Here is a 15,711-nt window from a genome sequence, read left to right on the forward strand (position 1 = left end):
CCATTTTGTTTTATATTGTAATGCAAAATGAAATAAATTTTCATATTTACTGTTTTCAACACAGAAAATTAATTACAGCCAATAAAAAGATCTAGGGTACTATGTTAAAAGATCTAGGGTACTAATACATGAATATATTAGAAAAAATTACCAATGAACTAGACACATTCAGTAAATCAGAACGTAAAGTTGCTGAAGTGATATTGTCTTCTCCTAGCACCGTAATACACGCCAGTATCGCAGCGTTGGCTAAACAAGCCAACATTAGTGAACCTACAGTGAATCGCTTTTGTCGTCGTTTAGATACGAAAGGTTACCCAGACTTCAAATTACATTTAGCACAAAGCTTGGCAAATGGTACGCCATATGTAAACCGACATGTTGATGAAAATGACAGTGCCGATGAATACACGGCAAAAATCTTTGAATCAACCATGGCCAGTTTAGAGCTTGCTCGTAAAAGTTTAAATACCGGCACGTTAAACAGAGCTGTCGATTTATTAACACAAGCAAACAAAATTTCATTCTTCGGCCTAGGCGCATCAGCGGTTGTTGCCCACGACGCTTTAAATAAGTTTTTTCGTTTCAATGTGCCTGTTGCTTACTTCGACGACATATTAATGCAACGAATGAGTGCGATAAATAGTCAGCAAGGTGATGTCGTTGTTTTGATTTCGCATACTGGCAGAACAAAATCTCTCGTGGAAGTAGCAAGCTTAGCGAAAGAAAACGATGCAACGGTTATCGGCATTACCACAGAAGGTACTCCGCTAGCGAAAGAATGTAGCATTGTGTTATCAGTAGATGTTGCTGAAGACACTGATTTATATATGCCTATGTCTTCACGCATCGCACAGCTAGCGTTAATCGATATTCTTGCTACTGGCTTTACTTTACGCCGTGGTACTAAATTTAGAGATAACTTGAAGAAAGTAAAAGATAGTTTAAGAAGCTCAAGATTTGAGCGCAGAGACTAACAACAGTTAATCATTAATATATAAGGGTCGAAAGACCCTTTACTGTTTATATTTATATGCAATTTAATAAGGATTAAAATGCCTAGAAGAACGAAAATTGTTGCGACCTTAGGTCCTGCAACTGAAGATAGAGAAACGTTGAAGAAAGTGCTCGCTGCAGGTGTCAACGTTGTTCGTTTAAACTTTTCTCATGGTACTGCTGATGATCACATACAGCGGGCTAATACGGTGCGAGAATTAGCAAAAGAGTTAGGCATTTATGTCGGTATTTTAGGAGATTTACAAGGGCCTAAAATTCGTGTTTCCACTTTTAAAAATGGTCCTATCGAACTTAGCGTTGGCGATAAATTCGAACTTGATGCAACGTTAGCTAAAGGTGAAGGTTGTCAGGAAAAAGTCGGAATAGATTATAAAAATTTACCGAAAGATGTTACCCAAGGTGATATTTTATTACTAGATGATGGCCGTGTTCAGCTGAAAGTATTAAGTGTAAATGAGCACTCGGTATTCACAGAAGTTACCGTGGGTGGCCCATTATCTAATAATAAAGGTATAAATCGTCAAGGCGGTGGCTTAACAGCACCAGCACTAACTGACAAAGATAAAGCCGATATTAAAACAGCTGCAAAGATTGATGTTGACTTCTTAGCGGTTTCTTTTCCGCGTGACGCATCAGATATGCGAGAAGCCCGTTTATTAGCGCAAGAAGCAAACTGTAATGCCCGTTTAGTGTCAAAAATTGAACGTGCTGAAGCTGTAAACAATGATAAAACTTTAGATGATATTATATTAGCTTCAGATGTAGTAATGGTTGCACGTGGTGATTTAGGTGTTGAAATTGGTGACGCGGCCCTTGTTGGAAAACAAAAACATATTATCGCCCGTTCACGCCAATTAAACCGTGCTGTGATCACTGCAACGCAAATGATGGAAACCATGATCACACAACCAATGCCAACGCGTGCTGAGGTGATGGATGTGTCTAACGCCGTATTAGACGGTACTGATGCAGTAATGCTCTCAGCGGAAACAGCTGCGGGTAAATACCCTGTGGAAACCGTTACTGCAATGTCAAATGTTTGTATTGGTGCTGAACAACATCGTTCGGTAAATACATCAAAGCATCGTTTAGAACTCATGTTTAATGAAGTATCTGAAACAATTGCACTATCAGCAATGTATGCAGCTAACCATTTAAATGGTGTTAAAGCGATTATTGCATTGACAGAGTCAGGACAAACCGCAAAATTAATGTCGAGAATAACCTCTGGCTTACCTATTTATGCATTGTCACGCCATCAAAAAACGTTAAATAAAAGTGCCATTTATCGCGGTGTTTATCCATTAGAATTTGATTCAACATCAAGTAACAATGATTCCCTTTCAAATGATGTGTTAAAAGCAGTGATAAAACGTTCAGATTTAACCGAAGGTGATAAAGTTATTTTCACTCACGGCGATTTAATGGAAACTGTAGGTGCCACGAATACGCTTAAAGTTCTTACGGTTACTAAAGCCTTATTAAGCTAATTAATCATTAATTACATTTGGAAAGGTAGCAAAAATGCTACCTTTTTTATTGTCTGGAGCCTTAATCTTCAACTAATTCAGTTAAATCTTCAATTAAATCATCTAGCTTTTTCGTTAATTTCTTACGCTGCTTAGCTGTTAACGTGTTCAATACATGTACCGTTATCTCATGACTTATCGCATCATTTTGTTTATTAAGTTCAAGAAATTCTTCACTCCTTAAACGTTTTCTCCCGTTTATCATCAGATCAGTAAAGGCGTCTACATAGCTTTGATCTAATTGTTCAGGTGTTAACAGTGTAAAAAAAGATTGTTGCCAAGAGGTTCGATAAGCTAACCAATACTCTCGTTCACTCTGAAAGCCTTTAACTAACTGGTGAATTTTCTGCTTTTGTGTACTTGTTAGTTTTCCTACCCACTCTTTTAGATCTGCAATTTTTTCCTTTTCTCTCGCTTCTAACCACTCTTCTCTACTTAAATTTTCATGATCATCAATGCGTTTTTGGCGGATCTTTTTAATATTATCAACAAGCGACTCTCTTTGTTGTTTGCTTAATTGTAGAGAAAGTTGTGCAACTTCAGGAGCGACTTTTCGCATTAACACTTGCCAATGGCCCGTTATTTTTTCTTGATGTTCAGCTAAATCTTCTTTGCTAATACCTGCGGATATTTGTGATTTAAATTGTGTTAATTGCTCTTTATACTGATTTAGCTGTGTATCACGATGCCACTGGTGTAGTTCTTCAAATTTTAGATCGAAATTTCTTTGCTGATCTCGGGTTAAATCCACGTAATCATCAAGATACCAACCTACCCACCAATCAAGGTGGTTATACATAAACGTAGTACTACAACCTGTTAATAAACCAACAAATAAAATAATAAAAATCTTACCTTTTAATTGCATCTTAGTTTTCTTCCTGTGAATCTTGTATAAAATTAGGTTAACGTATTAAAAAATCAATGCAAAGTATGAATGTAACCACCCATGTCTGCAATAAATAAACAAAAAAGCAATACAATACATGTTGGTTTGCTTACCAGCGGCGGTGATGCTCCAGGCATGAATGCAGCAATACGAGCGGTTGTACTCGCTGCTGCCGCTAATAACATTAACGTTACCGGTTTTCACCACGGATATAACGGCTTAATAGATAACGAATGTAGCTTGCTGAGCCTTGATGATGTTCAAGGTATAATACGGTTAGGTGGCACTATTCTAAAAAGTGCACGTTGCAAAGCCATGACCGAAAAAAGCGGCGTTGATAAAGCGGTTGATACGTTGAAACAAAATAAAATTGACGCCTTAATCGTTATCGGTGGCGACGGCTCTTTCTGTGGATTACAAGCTATTCAAAAGCACTGGCAAGGACAAACAATTGGAATTCCTGGCACCATCGACAATGATATAGATGGTACAGACTACACTATTGGCTTTTCAACAGCAGTGAATACAGCAATTGACGCCATAGATAAAATACGTGATACCGCGAATGCATTTGATCGCGTTTTCATTGTTGAGCTAATGGGGCGTAAAAGCGGCCATATTACCTTTAATGTTGGAATATCATGTGCTGCTGAACAAGTGATATCTTTTGAAAACTTTCACCCCTCAGAAAAGCGATTAACGCTAAATAAACTAGCCGATAACATTCAACAGTCTATTGTTGTCAATCAAGCCAGTTATTTAATTGTTATGGCTGAAAATTTATGGCCTGGTGGCAGCCAAGTTTTCGCTGACGAACTTTCAGCGTTATCAGGAGTCGATTGCACACTTTGTACACTTGGTTATATACAACGAGGTGGTTCACCTGTCGCTAAAGATAGAATATTGGCAACAAAAATGGGCGTAGCAGCTATTCAAGCAATTATGCAGCAACAAACGGAAGTGATGATCGGCGAACAAAATAACGCCATGGTGTCCATACCATTAACTCAAACAACACTCCATCAGAAACAAGTGAGTCAGTCATTAGTTGATGCGCAACAAAATATCTTAGCTATGACTGCTCAAACGGATACTTAGAAAACATTCAATTGGATTAAGTCAATGTCATTTCAGGAGGTAATTGATTGTTTAACCTTTTCTTTATAGCTGCGACTAACCTTTAGTTCTTTACCATTAGTCATCACTAGATAATATTCTCCATTTAATTGACTGCAAAATTTATCAACATAATTTTTATTTACAATGGTTGAGCGATGGCTTCGAATAAATAACCGCGGATCTAAACTCTCTTCAAGTTGCTTCATGGTTTTACGTAAAATATGTGTCTCGCTATTTGTGTGAACACACATATAATCACCAGCAGCGTCAATCCATAGTATCTCTTTAACGGGTACCCGGCTGACTTCACCGCCGTCTTTTATAGCAAGTACGTCTGAAAAATGTGATACGGTAACAGGGTTATTGTTTGCTAGATCATTTATAATATCTTGACTATCGTGGCCAGTAACATCACTGACAAGCTTGACAAGTTTTTCAATGTGAACGGCATGCTCTGAGCTTGATAAATTACTTCTTACTCTATCCAGTGTTTGTGCAAGACGCTCTTCATCTGCTGGTTTCATTAAATAATCTTGAGCATGAACATCAAACGCTTTTAATGCGTATTGATCAAAGGCAGTAACAAACACCACTACGGGTAAGGTCAAATCTTGCTCTAACAATGCCTGCATTACTTCAAAACCATCTAAGCCTGGCATCTGTATATCTAGAAACATCAGATCAGGTTGATAAGCTCTAACCGCTTCAATCGCTTCTCTACCGTTACTACACTCCATCACAATGTCGATATCATCATGTGACTGTAATCTAACAGCTAGACCCTTTCTAGCTAGTGCTTCATCATCAACAATGATGGTAGATAATTTTTTGCCCATTAATTTACCCAACTTCGTATGGCATTCTGATGTTCACTTTAACACCATTTGGCGTATTATTGGATACAACAAGTGAAAAATTCACATCATAAAGCGCTTGTAAGCGCTCTCTTGTATTGGCAAGCCCTACTCCATTTTCTCGATATAAATTACCATTTGATATTTCAGCGCCAGGACCATTATCAGATAACTCAAGTAATAGATCATTACCAAAACTGGACACATTAACATTTATCGCGCCACCTTGTTCTTGTACGGCAATAGCGTGCTTAATTGAATTTTCAGCTAACGGTTGAAGGATCATGCTCGGCACCAATGCTTTTTGACAATTTGCATCGACTGTAAAATTAACCTGTAACCGCTCTTCAAACCGTACCTTTTCAATATCAAGATATAACTTTAATGCTTGCAACTCGCTTTCAAGCGTTACTTTCTTCATGGGATCTTTATCAAGTGAATATCGTAAAAATTCGCTCAGTTTGGTAACCATTTTATTAGCGGTATTATTTTCATTCACTAAAATTAAGGTAGAAATGGCATTTAAAGTATTAAACAAAAAATGTGGGTTTAACTGATATCTAAGCATTTTTAATTGCGCTTCATGCGCAACAGTATTGGCTTTTAGCACGTTTTGTTTTTCTTTTTGCAGCATTTGATAATATTTAGTCCCGAAATACAGTAAGCTCCAACTCAGTACAATAAAGAATGAAAACGTGGTATTTCTTGCGTAATAAATCAAATTATCAGGGCGATAACCGTGCTTATAAATTTCCCAATAGTTAATATTTTGCACTACTTGCCAAATTAGGCCGGTAATGTATGAGCATGCCAGAACATACAAGGCTATTTTTAACGGGGTGAAGTTCCATATTTTACGATATACATAACGCAGCGGAATGGTAAACAACCAACCAGCATAGGCATTTAATAAGATAATCACCGTAAATATATCACGTAGATCGTGCAATAATGACCCAAGGTAATGAACAAGCGCAAAGCCAAACCAGCCCGCAGTGTGCATTAACCAAAATAAACGGTTTCTATCTTCTATTAACTTCGTCCAATTCACAAAAACAACCTATTTTTCTCCGTTACTTATCATTATGATGGACGTAGTGGCATGGCGCATTACCGCTAGTCGTGACAAATGTACGACTTATCTCATTTTACGTTTGCTTGGCAAACTTTGCGGTTATTAAGGTCTGTTGTCTTTCGTGATTGACAGGGAATTTAAAAGGCGGCGAATACCGCCTTCTAACGATTAAGGCAACGATAACATTTTACCCAGTGGTTGCCCGCCAAGTAAGTGAAGATGAATGTGATAAACTTCTTGTCCACCATGTTGATTACAATTCATGATCAAACGAAAACCGTCTTCTGCAATGCCTTCTTCTTTCGCTAACTTTTTCGCGACAGTAAATAGGCGTCCCATAATTAACTCATCGTCTACTTCGATATCATTAACCGTTGGGATCAATTTATTCGGTATGATCAAGATATGCGTGCTTGCTTGCGGTGAGATGTCCCGAAACGCCGTCACTAATTCATCTTGATATAAAAGATCCGTTGGGATCTCTTGACGAACAATTTTTGAAAATATTGTTTCTTCAGCCATAGTAAACCTTATGCAGTGGTAAGTTTTGCTTTTGTCATTTTAGCAAACCTTTTGACATCTTCTACCAGTAAATAGTTAACTGGTATTAAAATTAGCGTAATAAACGTGGCGAAAATAATACCAAAACCGAGCGATACCGCCATTGGGATCAAGAACTGCGCTTGTGTCGCTTTTTCAAATAATAGTGGCATTAAACCTATAAACGTCGTTAACGATGTTAACATTACGGGTCTGAACCTTGATTGTCCTGCTGTTAATACTGCTTCCATTAAAGCAATACCTTCTGCACGGCGTTTATTAATAAAATCAACGAGTACTAAGCTATCGTTAACCACGACGCCAATCAACGCCATAATACCGAGTAAACTCATTATTGTGAGATCCATTCCCATGATCCAGTGCCCAATAACCGCGCCAATTGCACCAAACGGTATCACAGACATTACGATTAATGGTTGTATGTACGACTTAAATGGGATTGCCAATAAGCAGTAAATAATGAAAAACACAAAAGTTAAACCTAATTGTAAGCTACTGAATGAATCACTTTGCTCTCTAGCTTCGCCTTCCATAGTAAACGAGACCCCAGGATATTTAGTCACTAATGATTCCATAAAAGGCCTTAAATCATTATTTAGCACCGTCATATTGGTACTTTCTTTATCAACATCTGCAGTAACATTCACTGTTCTATATCGATCTATACGGTTGATGGCAGACGGACTTTTACCGGCTTTTAGTGTGGCAACATGAGACAAAGGAACTTGCCCTCCGCTTGGTGTTGCAATCAGCATTTCATTTAAGTTGGCAACCGACTGCCGTTCAGATAGTGGAAATTTGATCATCACTCTGACGTCATCTCTTCCGCGTTGTATGCGCTGGATTTGTGCACCAAAGAATGCATTCCTAACCTGACGAGTAATAGTGGTGCGGGAAATTCCCAATGCATGACCCTGTTCGGTCAATTCAATCTCAAGTTCTTGCTTACCATTAGACAAGCTATCTGAAATTTCAAATGCTGTAGGATAGGTTCTTAGCCGCTCTTTTACTTGTTCTGACACTTCTTTTAATGTGTCTAAATCATTAGCTGCTAATTGAATATCAATAGGATCACCACCACGGCCTATTTCGGCTCTAAAGGTTAAGCTTTCAGCACCAGGCACTTTTCCAATTAATTCTCGCCATTCATTCACAAGTTGTCTGGTACCTACACCAGAATGATTTTCATCTGCGGGGGTAATTTCAAAGCGTACACGTCCTTGTTCGTTACGTGTGATAGCCAATACATTTAAAATAATACTGGTGCCATTCTCATCACGATATTTATCTTGTAATTCTCTCGCTGCATTTGCCATTTTAACGACGTAGCTATCTACCACGTCATAATTAGTTCCAACTGGCATCGTTAAGTTTGCACGAGCTGTTTCACTGGCTATACGAGGGAAAAAGACAAACTTTGTCCAGCCTGACATAATAAATGCGATGATAATGAAGAACACCCCAATGAATAAACTTAGCGTAGTTAGACGATGCTTTGTTGCAATCGCCAGAATGGGTTTATAGTAGCGAATAATTGCGCCTTCAAAGCCATCAGCAAAATTTTGCTGCCAACGACTAAAACGTGATCCGGTCGAATTATCGGTATCTTTATTACGAATTTTTAAATGTTTTAAATGCGACGGTAAAACAAACTTTGACTCAATAAGGGAAAACAATAAAACCGGTATCACAACGACAGGAATTTGTGCGAAAATCGCACCGCGCATGCCGTCAATAAACGCTAAAGGTAAAAATGCTGCAACGGTTGTTAAAATACCAAAGGTAACTGGAGTAGCCACCTCTTCAGTGCCTTTTACCGCAGCTTCTAAGCCACTTGATGCCGTTTGGGAATGCCGGTAAATATTTTCACCGGTGACTATGGCATCATCAACCACGATCCCCAGCACTAATATAAAACCAAATAAACTCATAATATTAATTGAGATATCAAATACCGGCATCATGATAAATGCGCCCATAAAACTGACAGGGATACCAATAAATACCCAAAAAGCAATGGTTGGACGTAAAAATAATGTCAATAAAATCAATACGAGGAAGCCACCTTGTAGTGCATTACTGATAAGCGTATTTAAGCGGCTCTTTACGATTTCAGAGTCATCATCCCAATAACTAAGTTCGAACCCTTTGGGCAAGGTAGATTGACGATCTTCAATATATGCTTTTACAGCATCAGCAACATCTATCGCGTTCTGATCACCTATACGATAAACTTCAATCATCGCACCTTGCTTACCATTGAACCTAGCACGCATAGGTGTTTCTTCAAAACCATCATTAACGGTAGCAACATCACTTACATGAATAATAGAACCATCAGCATTGGTTTTGATCACAATCTGTTCAAATTCATCTTTGCGATATGCTTGCCCTTTACTTCGCACTAATACATCACCACCATCAGTACGAATGTTCCCTGCGGACATATCAGATGAACTGTTTTGAACAGCAGTTGCAATATCAGTAATGCTTATTTGATATTGACGTAATTTTTGTTGGCTCACTTCAATATTAATTTCATAGTCACGCACCGCATCTAACGACACTTGTGTAATTTCTGGTAACGTTAATAAATCATCGCGCACTTGTTCCGCAAAGGTTCTGATCTCTTTTTCGCTATAATCAGAAGCAACAGTGACTGCAATAACTTCTCTTTTACGTTGTAGTAACGAAATGACAGGTTTTTCAGCTTCCCCAGGGAATGTGTTAATCGCATCAACGCGGCTTTTAACATCATTTAGAAGCTCTCGTGCATCGTAGCCAGAATCCGCTTCAATACGCACCCTTGCAGAGCCTTCAGTTGAGGTGCTGCTGATTTTTTCAATACCTTCAAGGTCTTCTACAGCTTCTTCAATTCTGATCGCAACCCCTTTTTCAACATCTTCAGGTGTTGCTCCACGTAAACTTACTGAAACGTTGACAACGTCTGATTCAAATGAAGGAAATACTTCGAGTGGAATATTACTTTTTATTGACATCACACCCATCATTAAGATGGTGATCATCAACAAATTAGCGGCTACATGATTTCGAGCAAACCAAGCGATCATAGCTCACCTCCTTGAGGTTGCTTGCGAGCAGCTTGGTTAGTTAACTTATTGCCTTTTTTACCGTCTTTTTTCATCGTTCGCTTAGGCTTATCATTGCTGTTGGCAATTTGCCCATCACGCTCGTTTATCGCCACACGTGTACCCGAAGTGACTTGACCTAACGGCGTTAATACAAGCAAATCACCTTCAACGAGACCTTGATCAATAATAGCAACCTTGTCGTTCTGCCATGTCGTGGTGATTTCTTTACGAATTAACACATTATCTTCAACAACATAGACGTAACTTCCTTGGTAAATAGCTCTGTTCGGAATCGTGATAGCACCTTCAACGGTTTTACCGGTAATTTCAGCACTAACATACTGACCGATTTTTATCGGCATGCCATTGTTAACTTCAACACCATAAGGGTCTGTAATTTGTGCTACAACATATAATTGCTGAGAGTTAACATCATAGGCGCCCTCTGTGCGTACTACCTTACCTTGCCAAAATTGCTCCTTTACCAAGCTAGACTCAAAGCGTACCTCAGGTTGCACCTGTGCTTGTGATAAACGCGTATTTTCAGGTAAATCGATATAAGGTAAATCTTTATTTTTAAGCGGTAAACGAATTTCAACATAATCAATCGCATAAATTTCAGCCAATTGTGTTCCTGTAGATACCAACTGACCCACATCGACATTTTTGCTCAATATTCTGCCAGAGAAAGGTGCAATAATACGTGTTCGTTCTAATGCAAGTTCAGCTTTATGCAAACTTGCTTGTGCTGATTCAACATTTGCTTTCGCCGCTTGAATTTGTGGTTTTCTCATCACAAGATCTGGCGCTTGTTCGTTATTACCTAATCGCGTCCAGTCTTGTTTAGCCTGTTCTACTCTTGCTTGTTCTTCACTATATGTTTGACGAGCGTTCAATAAATTTGATTTCGCTATCGCAACTTCTGCCTTTAAGTCACGGTCATCAAGACGAACAAGTTCATCTCCTTTTTCAAAGAAGCCACCCGCTTGAAACTTTTCAGAAATACTCACGATTTGGCCTGATACTTGAGGATATAGAATGCTTTGCGTTCTTGGTTTTACCGTTCCATAACTTTCAATAATGACTGTAAAGCTCGTTGGATTGATGGTTTTTACATCTACATCTAATTGCGCTACACGCTTTGGTGCTTGTCTTTTACTCTGTGGTGGATTACCGATAATAAACATTGCGATTACGACACACGCGATAATCACAATTAAAGGAAGAATAAACGTTAATTTAAGCTTTTTCATAGTAGTTACTCATCGCTCCATAAACCATTGGCCAACTCACTGGTATTTCCACCAAGGGCTGCATGTAATGTTATTTTATTTTGTAATATTTGATTGGTTAGCTGTATTAGCTGTGTTTGGGTATCAAAGGCTCGTCGTTGTGCTTCAAGTACCGTTGAATATGTTACTAAGCCCTTCATATATTGATCGAAGGCGAGCTTTTGTGCCGCTAAGGTATTTTCTAACGACTGATTAAATTGGCTATATCTTTCTTGAAGCGCTTGCCTATTGCTTAAAGCATTCTCAACTTCAACAAAACTTGCGTGTAAGCTTTGCAAATATTGTTGTTCTTTTTGCTTAACCGTGATGCGAGAAATTTCTTCTTGTGCCGCTAATTTACCCGCATTAAAGATCGGTGCAGTTAAGCTACCAATTAATGACCAAGCTAAAGGGTCCCCACTTAATAAGTTACCGATATCATCGGCACTATCACCAATATTTGCACGCAATTGAATGCTTGGAAAACGTTGTTTGTGTGCAATGGCTAAACCTGCATCTGCAGCAAGTAAGTCATACCAACTACTTTTTAGATCAGGTCGGCGAGCTAGTATTTCTGAAGGAGTTCCAACTGCAATATTTTCGTTCAACACTGGTAACTCTTGAGTGTTAAAGCCAATAGGTTGCTCTGGCGATCCTAATAATAAAAATAGTTGTCGTTGAATTTGTCGTACTTGTTGTTGTTGATCCGCTACGCGAGCAAGTTGGCTACTGACATCATTTTTAGCTAAATAGACATCAAGTGCTTGATTTAATCCTAATCGATATGAACGCTCCATCATATCTAAGTTATCAGATAAATTTTTTGCCCGCTCCTGATACAGAGAAAGCAATTGATTAGCTTCTGCTAATGAAAACCACGTACTCGCTACTTCAGTGATTAATGTCAAACGCTGTTGCTCTAGTTGCGCTTTCGCTGCAGCGTATTGCAAGTTTGCTTGGCGTTGCTGAGCTGATAATTTACCCCATAAATCAATTTCATAGCTTAACTGTAAAGAAATATCAGCGGTATTATTATAAGATTGCGTGGTATTACTGGTTGTTTTTCTGCGTGATTGCTCGGCGGTTAAGCTTAATTCAGGTAATAAAGTTGCCCCTGCAATTGTTACTTGCTGTTCTGCCAACAAGAGTGAATAATAATTACTTTTATATTCTTGGTTATTATTCAATGCCTGTTCTATCAATGTAAGCAAAGTTTCATCTTGAAAGCTATTCACCCAATTATTGACAATAGGGGTTTGTTGCTCACTCATGGCACTAAGCCATTTTTCGGGCGCAGTAAAGTTTTGGGTGTTTTCGTGTATGGCTGAAGGTGCGCTGCACCCTGCAAATAATACACTGCTGACAATTAAACTTATGATGTTTGAAGGTTTAGCTAAAATCATTATTGTTTCGCTATATATACAAATTAATTAAAAACTTTTTGTTATTAAATATGTTACTTAACCCATTATAAACTCACAATGGTATTTACATAGCTTTACGTATAACAACTCAAGCATCGATAAAACGACAAAAAATCACGATAAATAACACTTAATTTTACTTTTAAAGCGACATTATGGATCTCTCAACAATACTTCTTTTTATATCGACCTTCTTCTTGATCAGTTTAACGCCTGGCATGTGCATGACACTAGCACTCAGTTTAGGCATGAGTATTGGCGTGAGAAAAACCTGTTGGATGATGTATGGTGAGTTATTAGGTGTTGCTATTGTAGCAATTTCTGCTGTGTTAGGCGTGGCAACCTTAATGTTAAGTAGCCCTTTATTATTCTTGCTGTTCAAGGTTATCGGGGCTTGTTATTTAAGTTACCTAGCAATTCAAATGTGGCGTAGTAAAGGTACGCTATCTTTACATGGTAAAGTATCAACGTCTCAGCAGACAGATATCAGCGCGTTATTCAAACAAGGCTTTTTCACCGCCATCGCTAACCCTAAAGGTTGGGCATTTATGGTTTCTTTATTACCCCCCTTTATCAAAAAAAGTTACGCGTTACCACCTCAATTATTTGTTTTGGTTACTATTATTCTTATTTGTGAGTTTGTTTGCATGTTTATTTATGCCAACGGTGGTAAAGGGCTTTCTCTGCTATTAGCTAAACATGAAAATGTAAAAATACTCAATAAAACTTCTGCGTTACTGATGTTTTTTGTCGCGATATGGCTAGTAATGAGTTAACGCAAATAACTAGGTACTGTGATAGAAAACGTTTCAGACTGTTCAGCATTATTGGTCACTGTTATCCATATACGCCACTGCATACCTGTATTACCACAACTACCAACAAATCCTTGCGCTTCATAGTACCCTTCTTTATCAGCGTTAAACATTAACGGTATTTTACCCATGTACATATTTTCTCCTTCCATATAGCCCGTAACTTTAATGATTTCGCTATTATTGCTTGAATCAACTCGCATAATAAAAGGCGTTTCTGCGACTAACCTTTGTCGATTGAACTTTAGATCAACTTGGTTGTTTAAAACCTCAACAACGCAAGCACTTTGCCCATCGATACAAATTGGATTTATTGTCTTTTCAGGTTTATGATCTGTACAGCTTATTAGCATCAAAAAAAGAAAAGTTAAGAAAAAATTTCGGTACATTTTATTCAGGGTAAGTCTTTAAAAATGTGGAATTTACAGGGAATTGCTGACAAATTAAACACTTTAACGATTTTTTTTGATTTAAAACAAATTTTCTCTTATCTACAGGTGACTTTTTGGTGCTAAATGTCTATTATTCGCGCGGGTTTAAGACTCGCTGTGTGATTAAGTAATTTTTAGGCTATAACTATTACTATAAATCACTCTTCAATTTGAAACTATTTTATAATTATAACTGCGGAAACCATACCATGACTCAAAATGATTCGTCAGCAGTTGACTATAACTACAATGTTGTACGTCAGTTTACTGTAATGACTGTAATTTGGGGTATTGTAGGTACTTTACTTGGTGTTATTATTGCTGCGCAGCTCATATGGCCTGCGTTAAACTTTGATACTCCTTGGTTAACCTATTCCCGATTACGTCCTCTTCACACCAATGCGGTAATTTTTGCTTTTGGTACCAGTGCGTTATTTGCGACTTCATATTTTGTTGTACAAAGAACGTGTAAAACCAGCCTTTTTGGCGGCTCCCTTGCGGCATTTACCTTCTGGGGCTGGCAACTCGTTATCGTGCTCGCGGTAATCACCTTGCCCCTTGGTTATACTTCTAGTAAAGAATATGCTGAATTAGAATGGCCAATCGATATTTTGATCGCGGTCGTGTGGGTGTCTTACATCATTGTTTTTTTTGGTACATTAATAAAAAGAAAAACTTCACATATCTATGTGGCTAACTGGTTCTTCGGCGGTTTTATTCTTACCGTAGCTGTTTTACACATTGGTAACAGTATGGTTATACCGGTATCGATGATGAAGTCGTATTCAATCTACTCTGGTGCTATCGATGCCATGATGCAGTGGTGGTATGGTCATAATGCAGTAGGTTTCTTATTAACAGCTGGCTTCTTAGGGATGATGTATTACTTTGTGCCTAAACAAGCTGAACGTCCAATTTACTCTTATCGCCTCTCTATTGTTCACTTTTGGGCATTAGTATCACTTTATATCTGGGCTGGCCCTCACCATCTACATTACACTGCATTACCTGACTGGGCGCAAAGTGTTGGTATGGTAATGTCTATTGTTCTATTCCTTCCATCTTGGGGCGGTATGATCAACGGTATTATGACCCTTTCAGGTGCTTGGCATAAATTACGTTACGACCCAATTTTGCGCTTCTTAATTGTTTCATTATCTTTCTATGGCATGTCAACTTTTGAAGGCCCTATGATGGCAATTAAATCAGTAAACGCATTATCACATTACACTGACTGGACTATCGGACACGTTCATTCAGGTGCATTAGGTTGGGTTGCCATGATTTCAATTGGTGCAATGTATCACTTGATCCCTGTGTTATTTAACCAAGGCCGTATGTATAGCATTAAGTTAATCAATGTACATTTTTGGATGCACACCGCAGGTGTAGTTCTGTACATCGTTGCAATGTGGATTTCGGGTGTTATGCAAGGGTTAATGTGGCGTGCTGTCAATACAGACGGTACGTTAACGTATAGTTTTGTAGAAAGCTTAACCGCTTCATACCCTTTCTATATTATCCGTTTCTTAGGCGGTGTTTTAGTTGTAGCTGGTTTTATATTAATGGCTTACAACATGTTCAAAACCATTTACGCAGAAGACAATGGTCTTAGGCGTGTTGAACAAGTATAA

Annotated in this window: 13 protein-coding genes; 5 read left to right on the forward strand and 8 right to left on the reverse strand. The window is 38.3% G+C overall.

All coding sequences use genetic code 11. The features are described 5' to 3' along the window. Positions 1 to 128 precede the first annotated feature (128 nt). Together QUE72_RS09835 and pyk are read left to right on the forward strand one after the other, a co-directional pair. Complete coding sequence (locus QUE72_RS09835) at positions 129 to 977, forward strand: MurR/RpiR family transcriptional regulator (protein WP_074499364.1); 849 nt, start codon at positions 129 to 131, stop codon at positions 975 to 977. 78 nt (positions 978 to 1,055) lie between these two features. Further along, entirely contained in the window at positions 1,056 to 2,507 is a 1,452-nt protein-coding gene (pyk, locus tag QUE72_RS09840) for a pyruvate kinase (protein WP_074499363.1), read from the forward strand. A gap of 61 nt (positions 2,508 to 2,568) precedes the next feature. Here pyk and QUE72_RS09845 read toward each other — a convergent pair whose 3' ends face one another. Continuing rightward, entirely contained in the window at positions 2,569 to 3,414 is an 846-nt protein-coding gene (locus tag QUE72_RS09845; protein WP_286268732.1) for a DUF6279 family lipoprotein, read from the reverse strand. An 81-nt stretch (positions 3,415 to 3,495) separates the two neighbouring features. On the opposite strand from QUE72_RS09845, the gene QUE72_RS09850 reads away from it, so the two are divergent. Further along, positions 3,496 to 4,533: an ATP-dependent 6-phosphofructokinase gene (locus QUE72_RS09850; RefSeq protein ID WP_286268733.1), complete on the forward strand. Its 1,038-nt coding sequence runs from the start codon at positions 3,496 to 3,498 to the stop codon at positions 4,531 to 4,533. A 32-nt stretch (positions 4,534 to 4,565) separates the two neighbouring features. Here QUE72_RS09850 and QUE72_RS09855 read toward each other — a convergent pair whose 3' ends face one another. From QUE72_RS09855 to QUE72_RS09880, 6 genes are all read right to left on the reverse strand, one after another. Further along, positions 4,566 to 5,390 carry a LytR/AlgR family response regulator transcription factor gene (locus tag QUE72_RS09855; protein ID WP_286268735.1) on the reverse strand — a complete coding sequence of 275 codons (825 nt, stop codon included), beginning with the start codon at positions 5,388 to 5,390 and terminating at the stop codon, positions 4,566 to 4,568. Positions 5,391 to 5,394: 4 nt separating this feature from the next. Continuing rightward, the gene (locus QUE72_RS09860) at positions 5,395 to 6,459 is read right to left on the reverse strand and encodes a sensor histidine kinase (RefSeq protein WP_074499360.1); all 1,065 of its coding nucleotides are present in this window, start codon (positions 6,457 to 6,459) and stop codon (positions 5,395 to 5,397) included. A gap of 192 nt (positions 6,460 to 6,651) precedes the next feature. Beyond that, positions 6,652 to 7,005 carry a purine nucleoside phosphoramidase gene (hinT, locus tag QUE72_RS09865; protein WP_286268739.1) on the reverse strand — a complete coding sequence of 118 codons (354 nt, stop codon included), beginning with the start codon at positions 7,003 to 7,005 and terminating at the stop codon, positions 6,652 to 6,654. Positions 7,006 to 7,013: 8 nt separating this feature from the next. Further along, the gene (locus QUE72_RS09870) at positions 7,014 to 10,115 is read right to left on the reverse strand and encodes an efflux RND transporter permease subunit (RefSeq protein WP_286268740.1); all 3,102 of its coding nucleotides are present in this window, start codon (positions 10,113 to 10,115) and stop codon (positions 7,014 to 7,016) included. Continuing rightward, complete coding sequence (locus QUE72_RS09875) at positions 10,112 to 11,389, reverse strand: efflux RND transporter periplasmic adaptor subunit (RefSeq protein ID WP_286268743.1); 1,278 nt, start codon at positions 11,387 to 11,389, stop codon at positions 10,112 to 10,114. The genes QUE72_RS09870 and QUE72_RS09875 overlap by 4 nt, the downstream gene beginning before the upstream one ends. A 5-nt stretch (positions 11,390 to 11,394) precedes the next feature. Next, on the reverse strand, positions 11,395 to 12,810 hold the full coding sequence (locus tag QUE72_RS09880; protein ID WP_286268745.1) for an efflux transporter outer membrane subunit: 1,416 nt from the start codon (positions 12,808 to 12,810) through the stop codon (positions 11,395 to 11,397). A gap of 173 nt (positions 12,811 to 12,983) precedes the next feature. Here QUE72_RS09880 and QUE72_RS09885 point away from each other — a divergent pair, with 173 nt between their 5' ends. Then, entirely contained in the window at positions 12,984 to 13,607 is a 624-nt protein-coding gene (locus tag QUE72_RS09885; RefSeq protein WP_286272968.1) for a LysE family translocator, read from the forward strand. On the opposite strand, the gene QUE72_RS09890 is transcribed toward QUE72_RS09885, so the two are convergent. Then, on the reverse strand, positions 13,604 to 14,002 hold the full coding sequence (locus tag QUE72_RS09890) for a hypothetical protein (protein WP_286268747.1): 399 nt from the start codon (positions 14,000 to 14,002) through the stop codon (positions 13,604 to 13,606). The two genes, QUE72_RS09885 and QUE72_RS09890, sit on opposite strands and share 4 nt — an antisense overlap. Positions 14,003 to 14,286: 284 nt before the next feature. On the opposite strand from QUE72_RS09890, the gene ccoN reads away from it, so the two are divergent. Further along, entirely contained in the window at positions 14,287 to 15,711 is a 1,425-nt protein-coding gene (gene ccoN / locus QUE72_RS09895) for a cytochrome-c oxidase, cbb3-type subunit I (protein WP_286268749.1), read from the forward strand.

The organism is Thalassotalea hakodatensis (assembly GCF_030295995.1).
Lineage (GTDB): Bacteria > Pseudomonadota > Gammaproteobacteria > Enterobacterales > Alteromonadaceae > Thalassotalea_C > Thalassotalea_C hakodatensis.

Coding starts and splice junctions, on each gene's coding strand:
- ccoN (WP_286268749.1), top strand. CDS start 14,287: ATGACTCAAAATGATTCGTCAGCAGTTGACTATAACTACAATGTTGTA.
- QUE72_RS09875 (WP_286268743.1), bottom strand. CDS start 11,389: ATGAAAAAGCTTAAATTAACGTTTATTCTTCCTTTAATTGTGATTATC.
- pyk (WP_074499363.1), top strand. CDS start 1,056: ATGCCTAGAAGAACGAAAATTGTTGCGACCTTAGGTCCTGCAACTGAA.
- QUE72_RS09880 (WP_286268745.1), bottom strand. CDS start 12,810: ATGATTTTAGCTAAACCTTCAAACATCATAAGTTTAATTGTCAGCAGT.
- QUE72_RS09855 (WP_286268735.1), bottom strand. CDS start 5,390: ATGGGCAAAAAATTATCTACCATCATTGTTGATGATGAAGCACTAGCT.
- hinT (WP_286268739.1), bottom strand. CDS start 7,005: ATGGCTGAAGAAACAATATTTTCAAAAATTGTTCGTCAAGAGATCCCA.
- QUE72_RS09835 (WP_074499364.1), top strand. CDS start 129: ATGAATATATTAGAAAAAATTACCAATGAACTAGACACATTCAGTAAA.
- QUE72_RS09870 (WP_286268740.1), bottom strand. CDS start 10,115: ATGATCGCTTGGTTTGCTCGAAATCATGTAGCCGCTAATTTGTTGATG.
- QUE72_RS09845 (WP_286268732.1), bottom strand. CDS start 3,414: ATGCAATTAAAAGGTAAGATTTTTATTATTTTATTTGTTGGTTTATTA.
- QUE72_RS09850 (WP_286268733.1), top strand. CDS start 3,496: ATGTCTGCAATAAATAAACAAAAAAGCAATACAATACATGTTGGTTTG.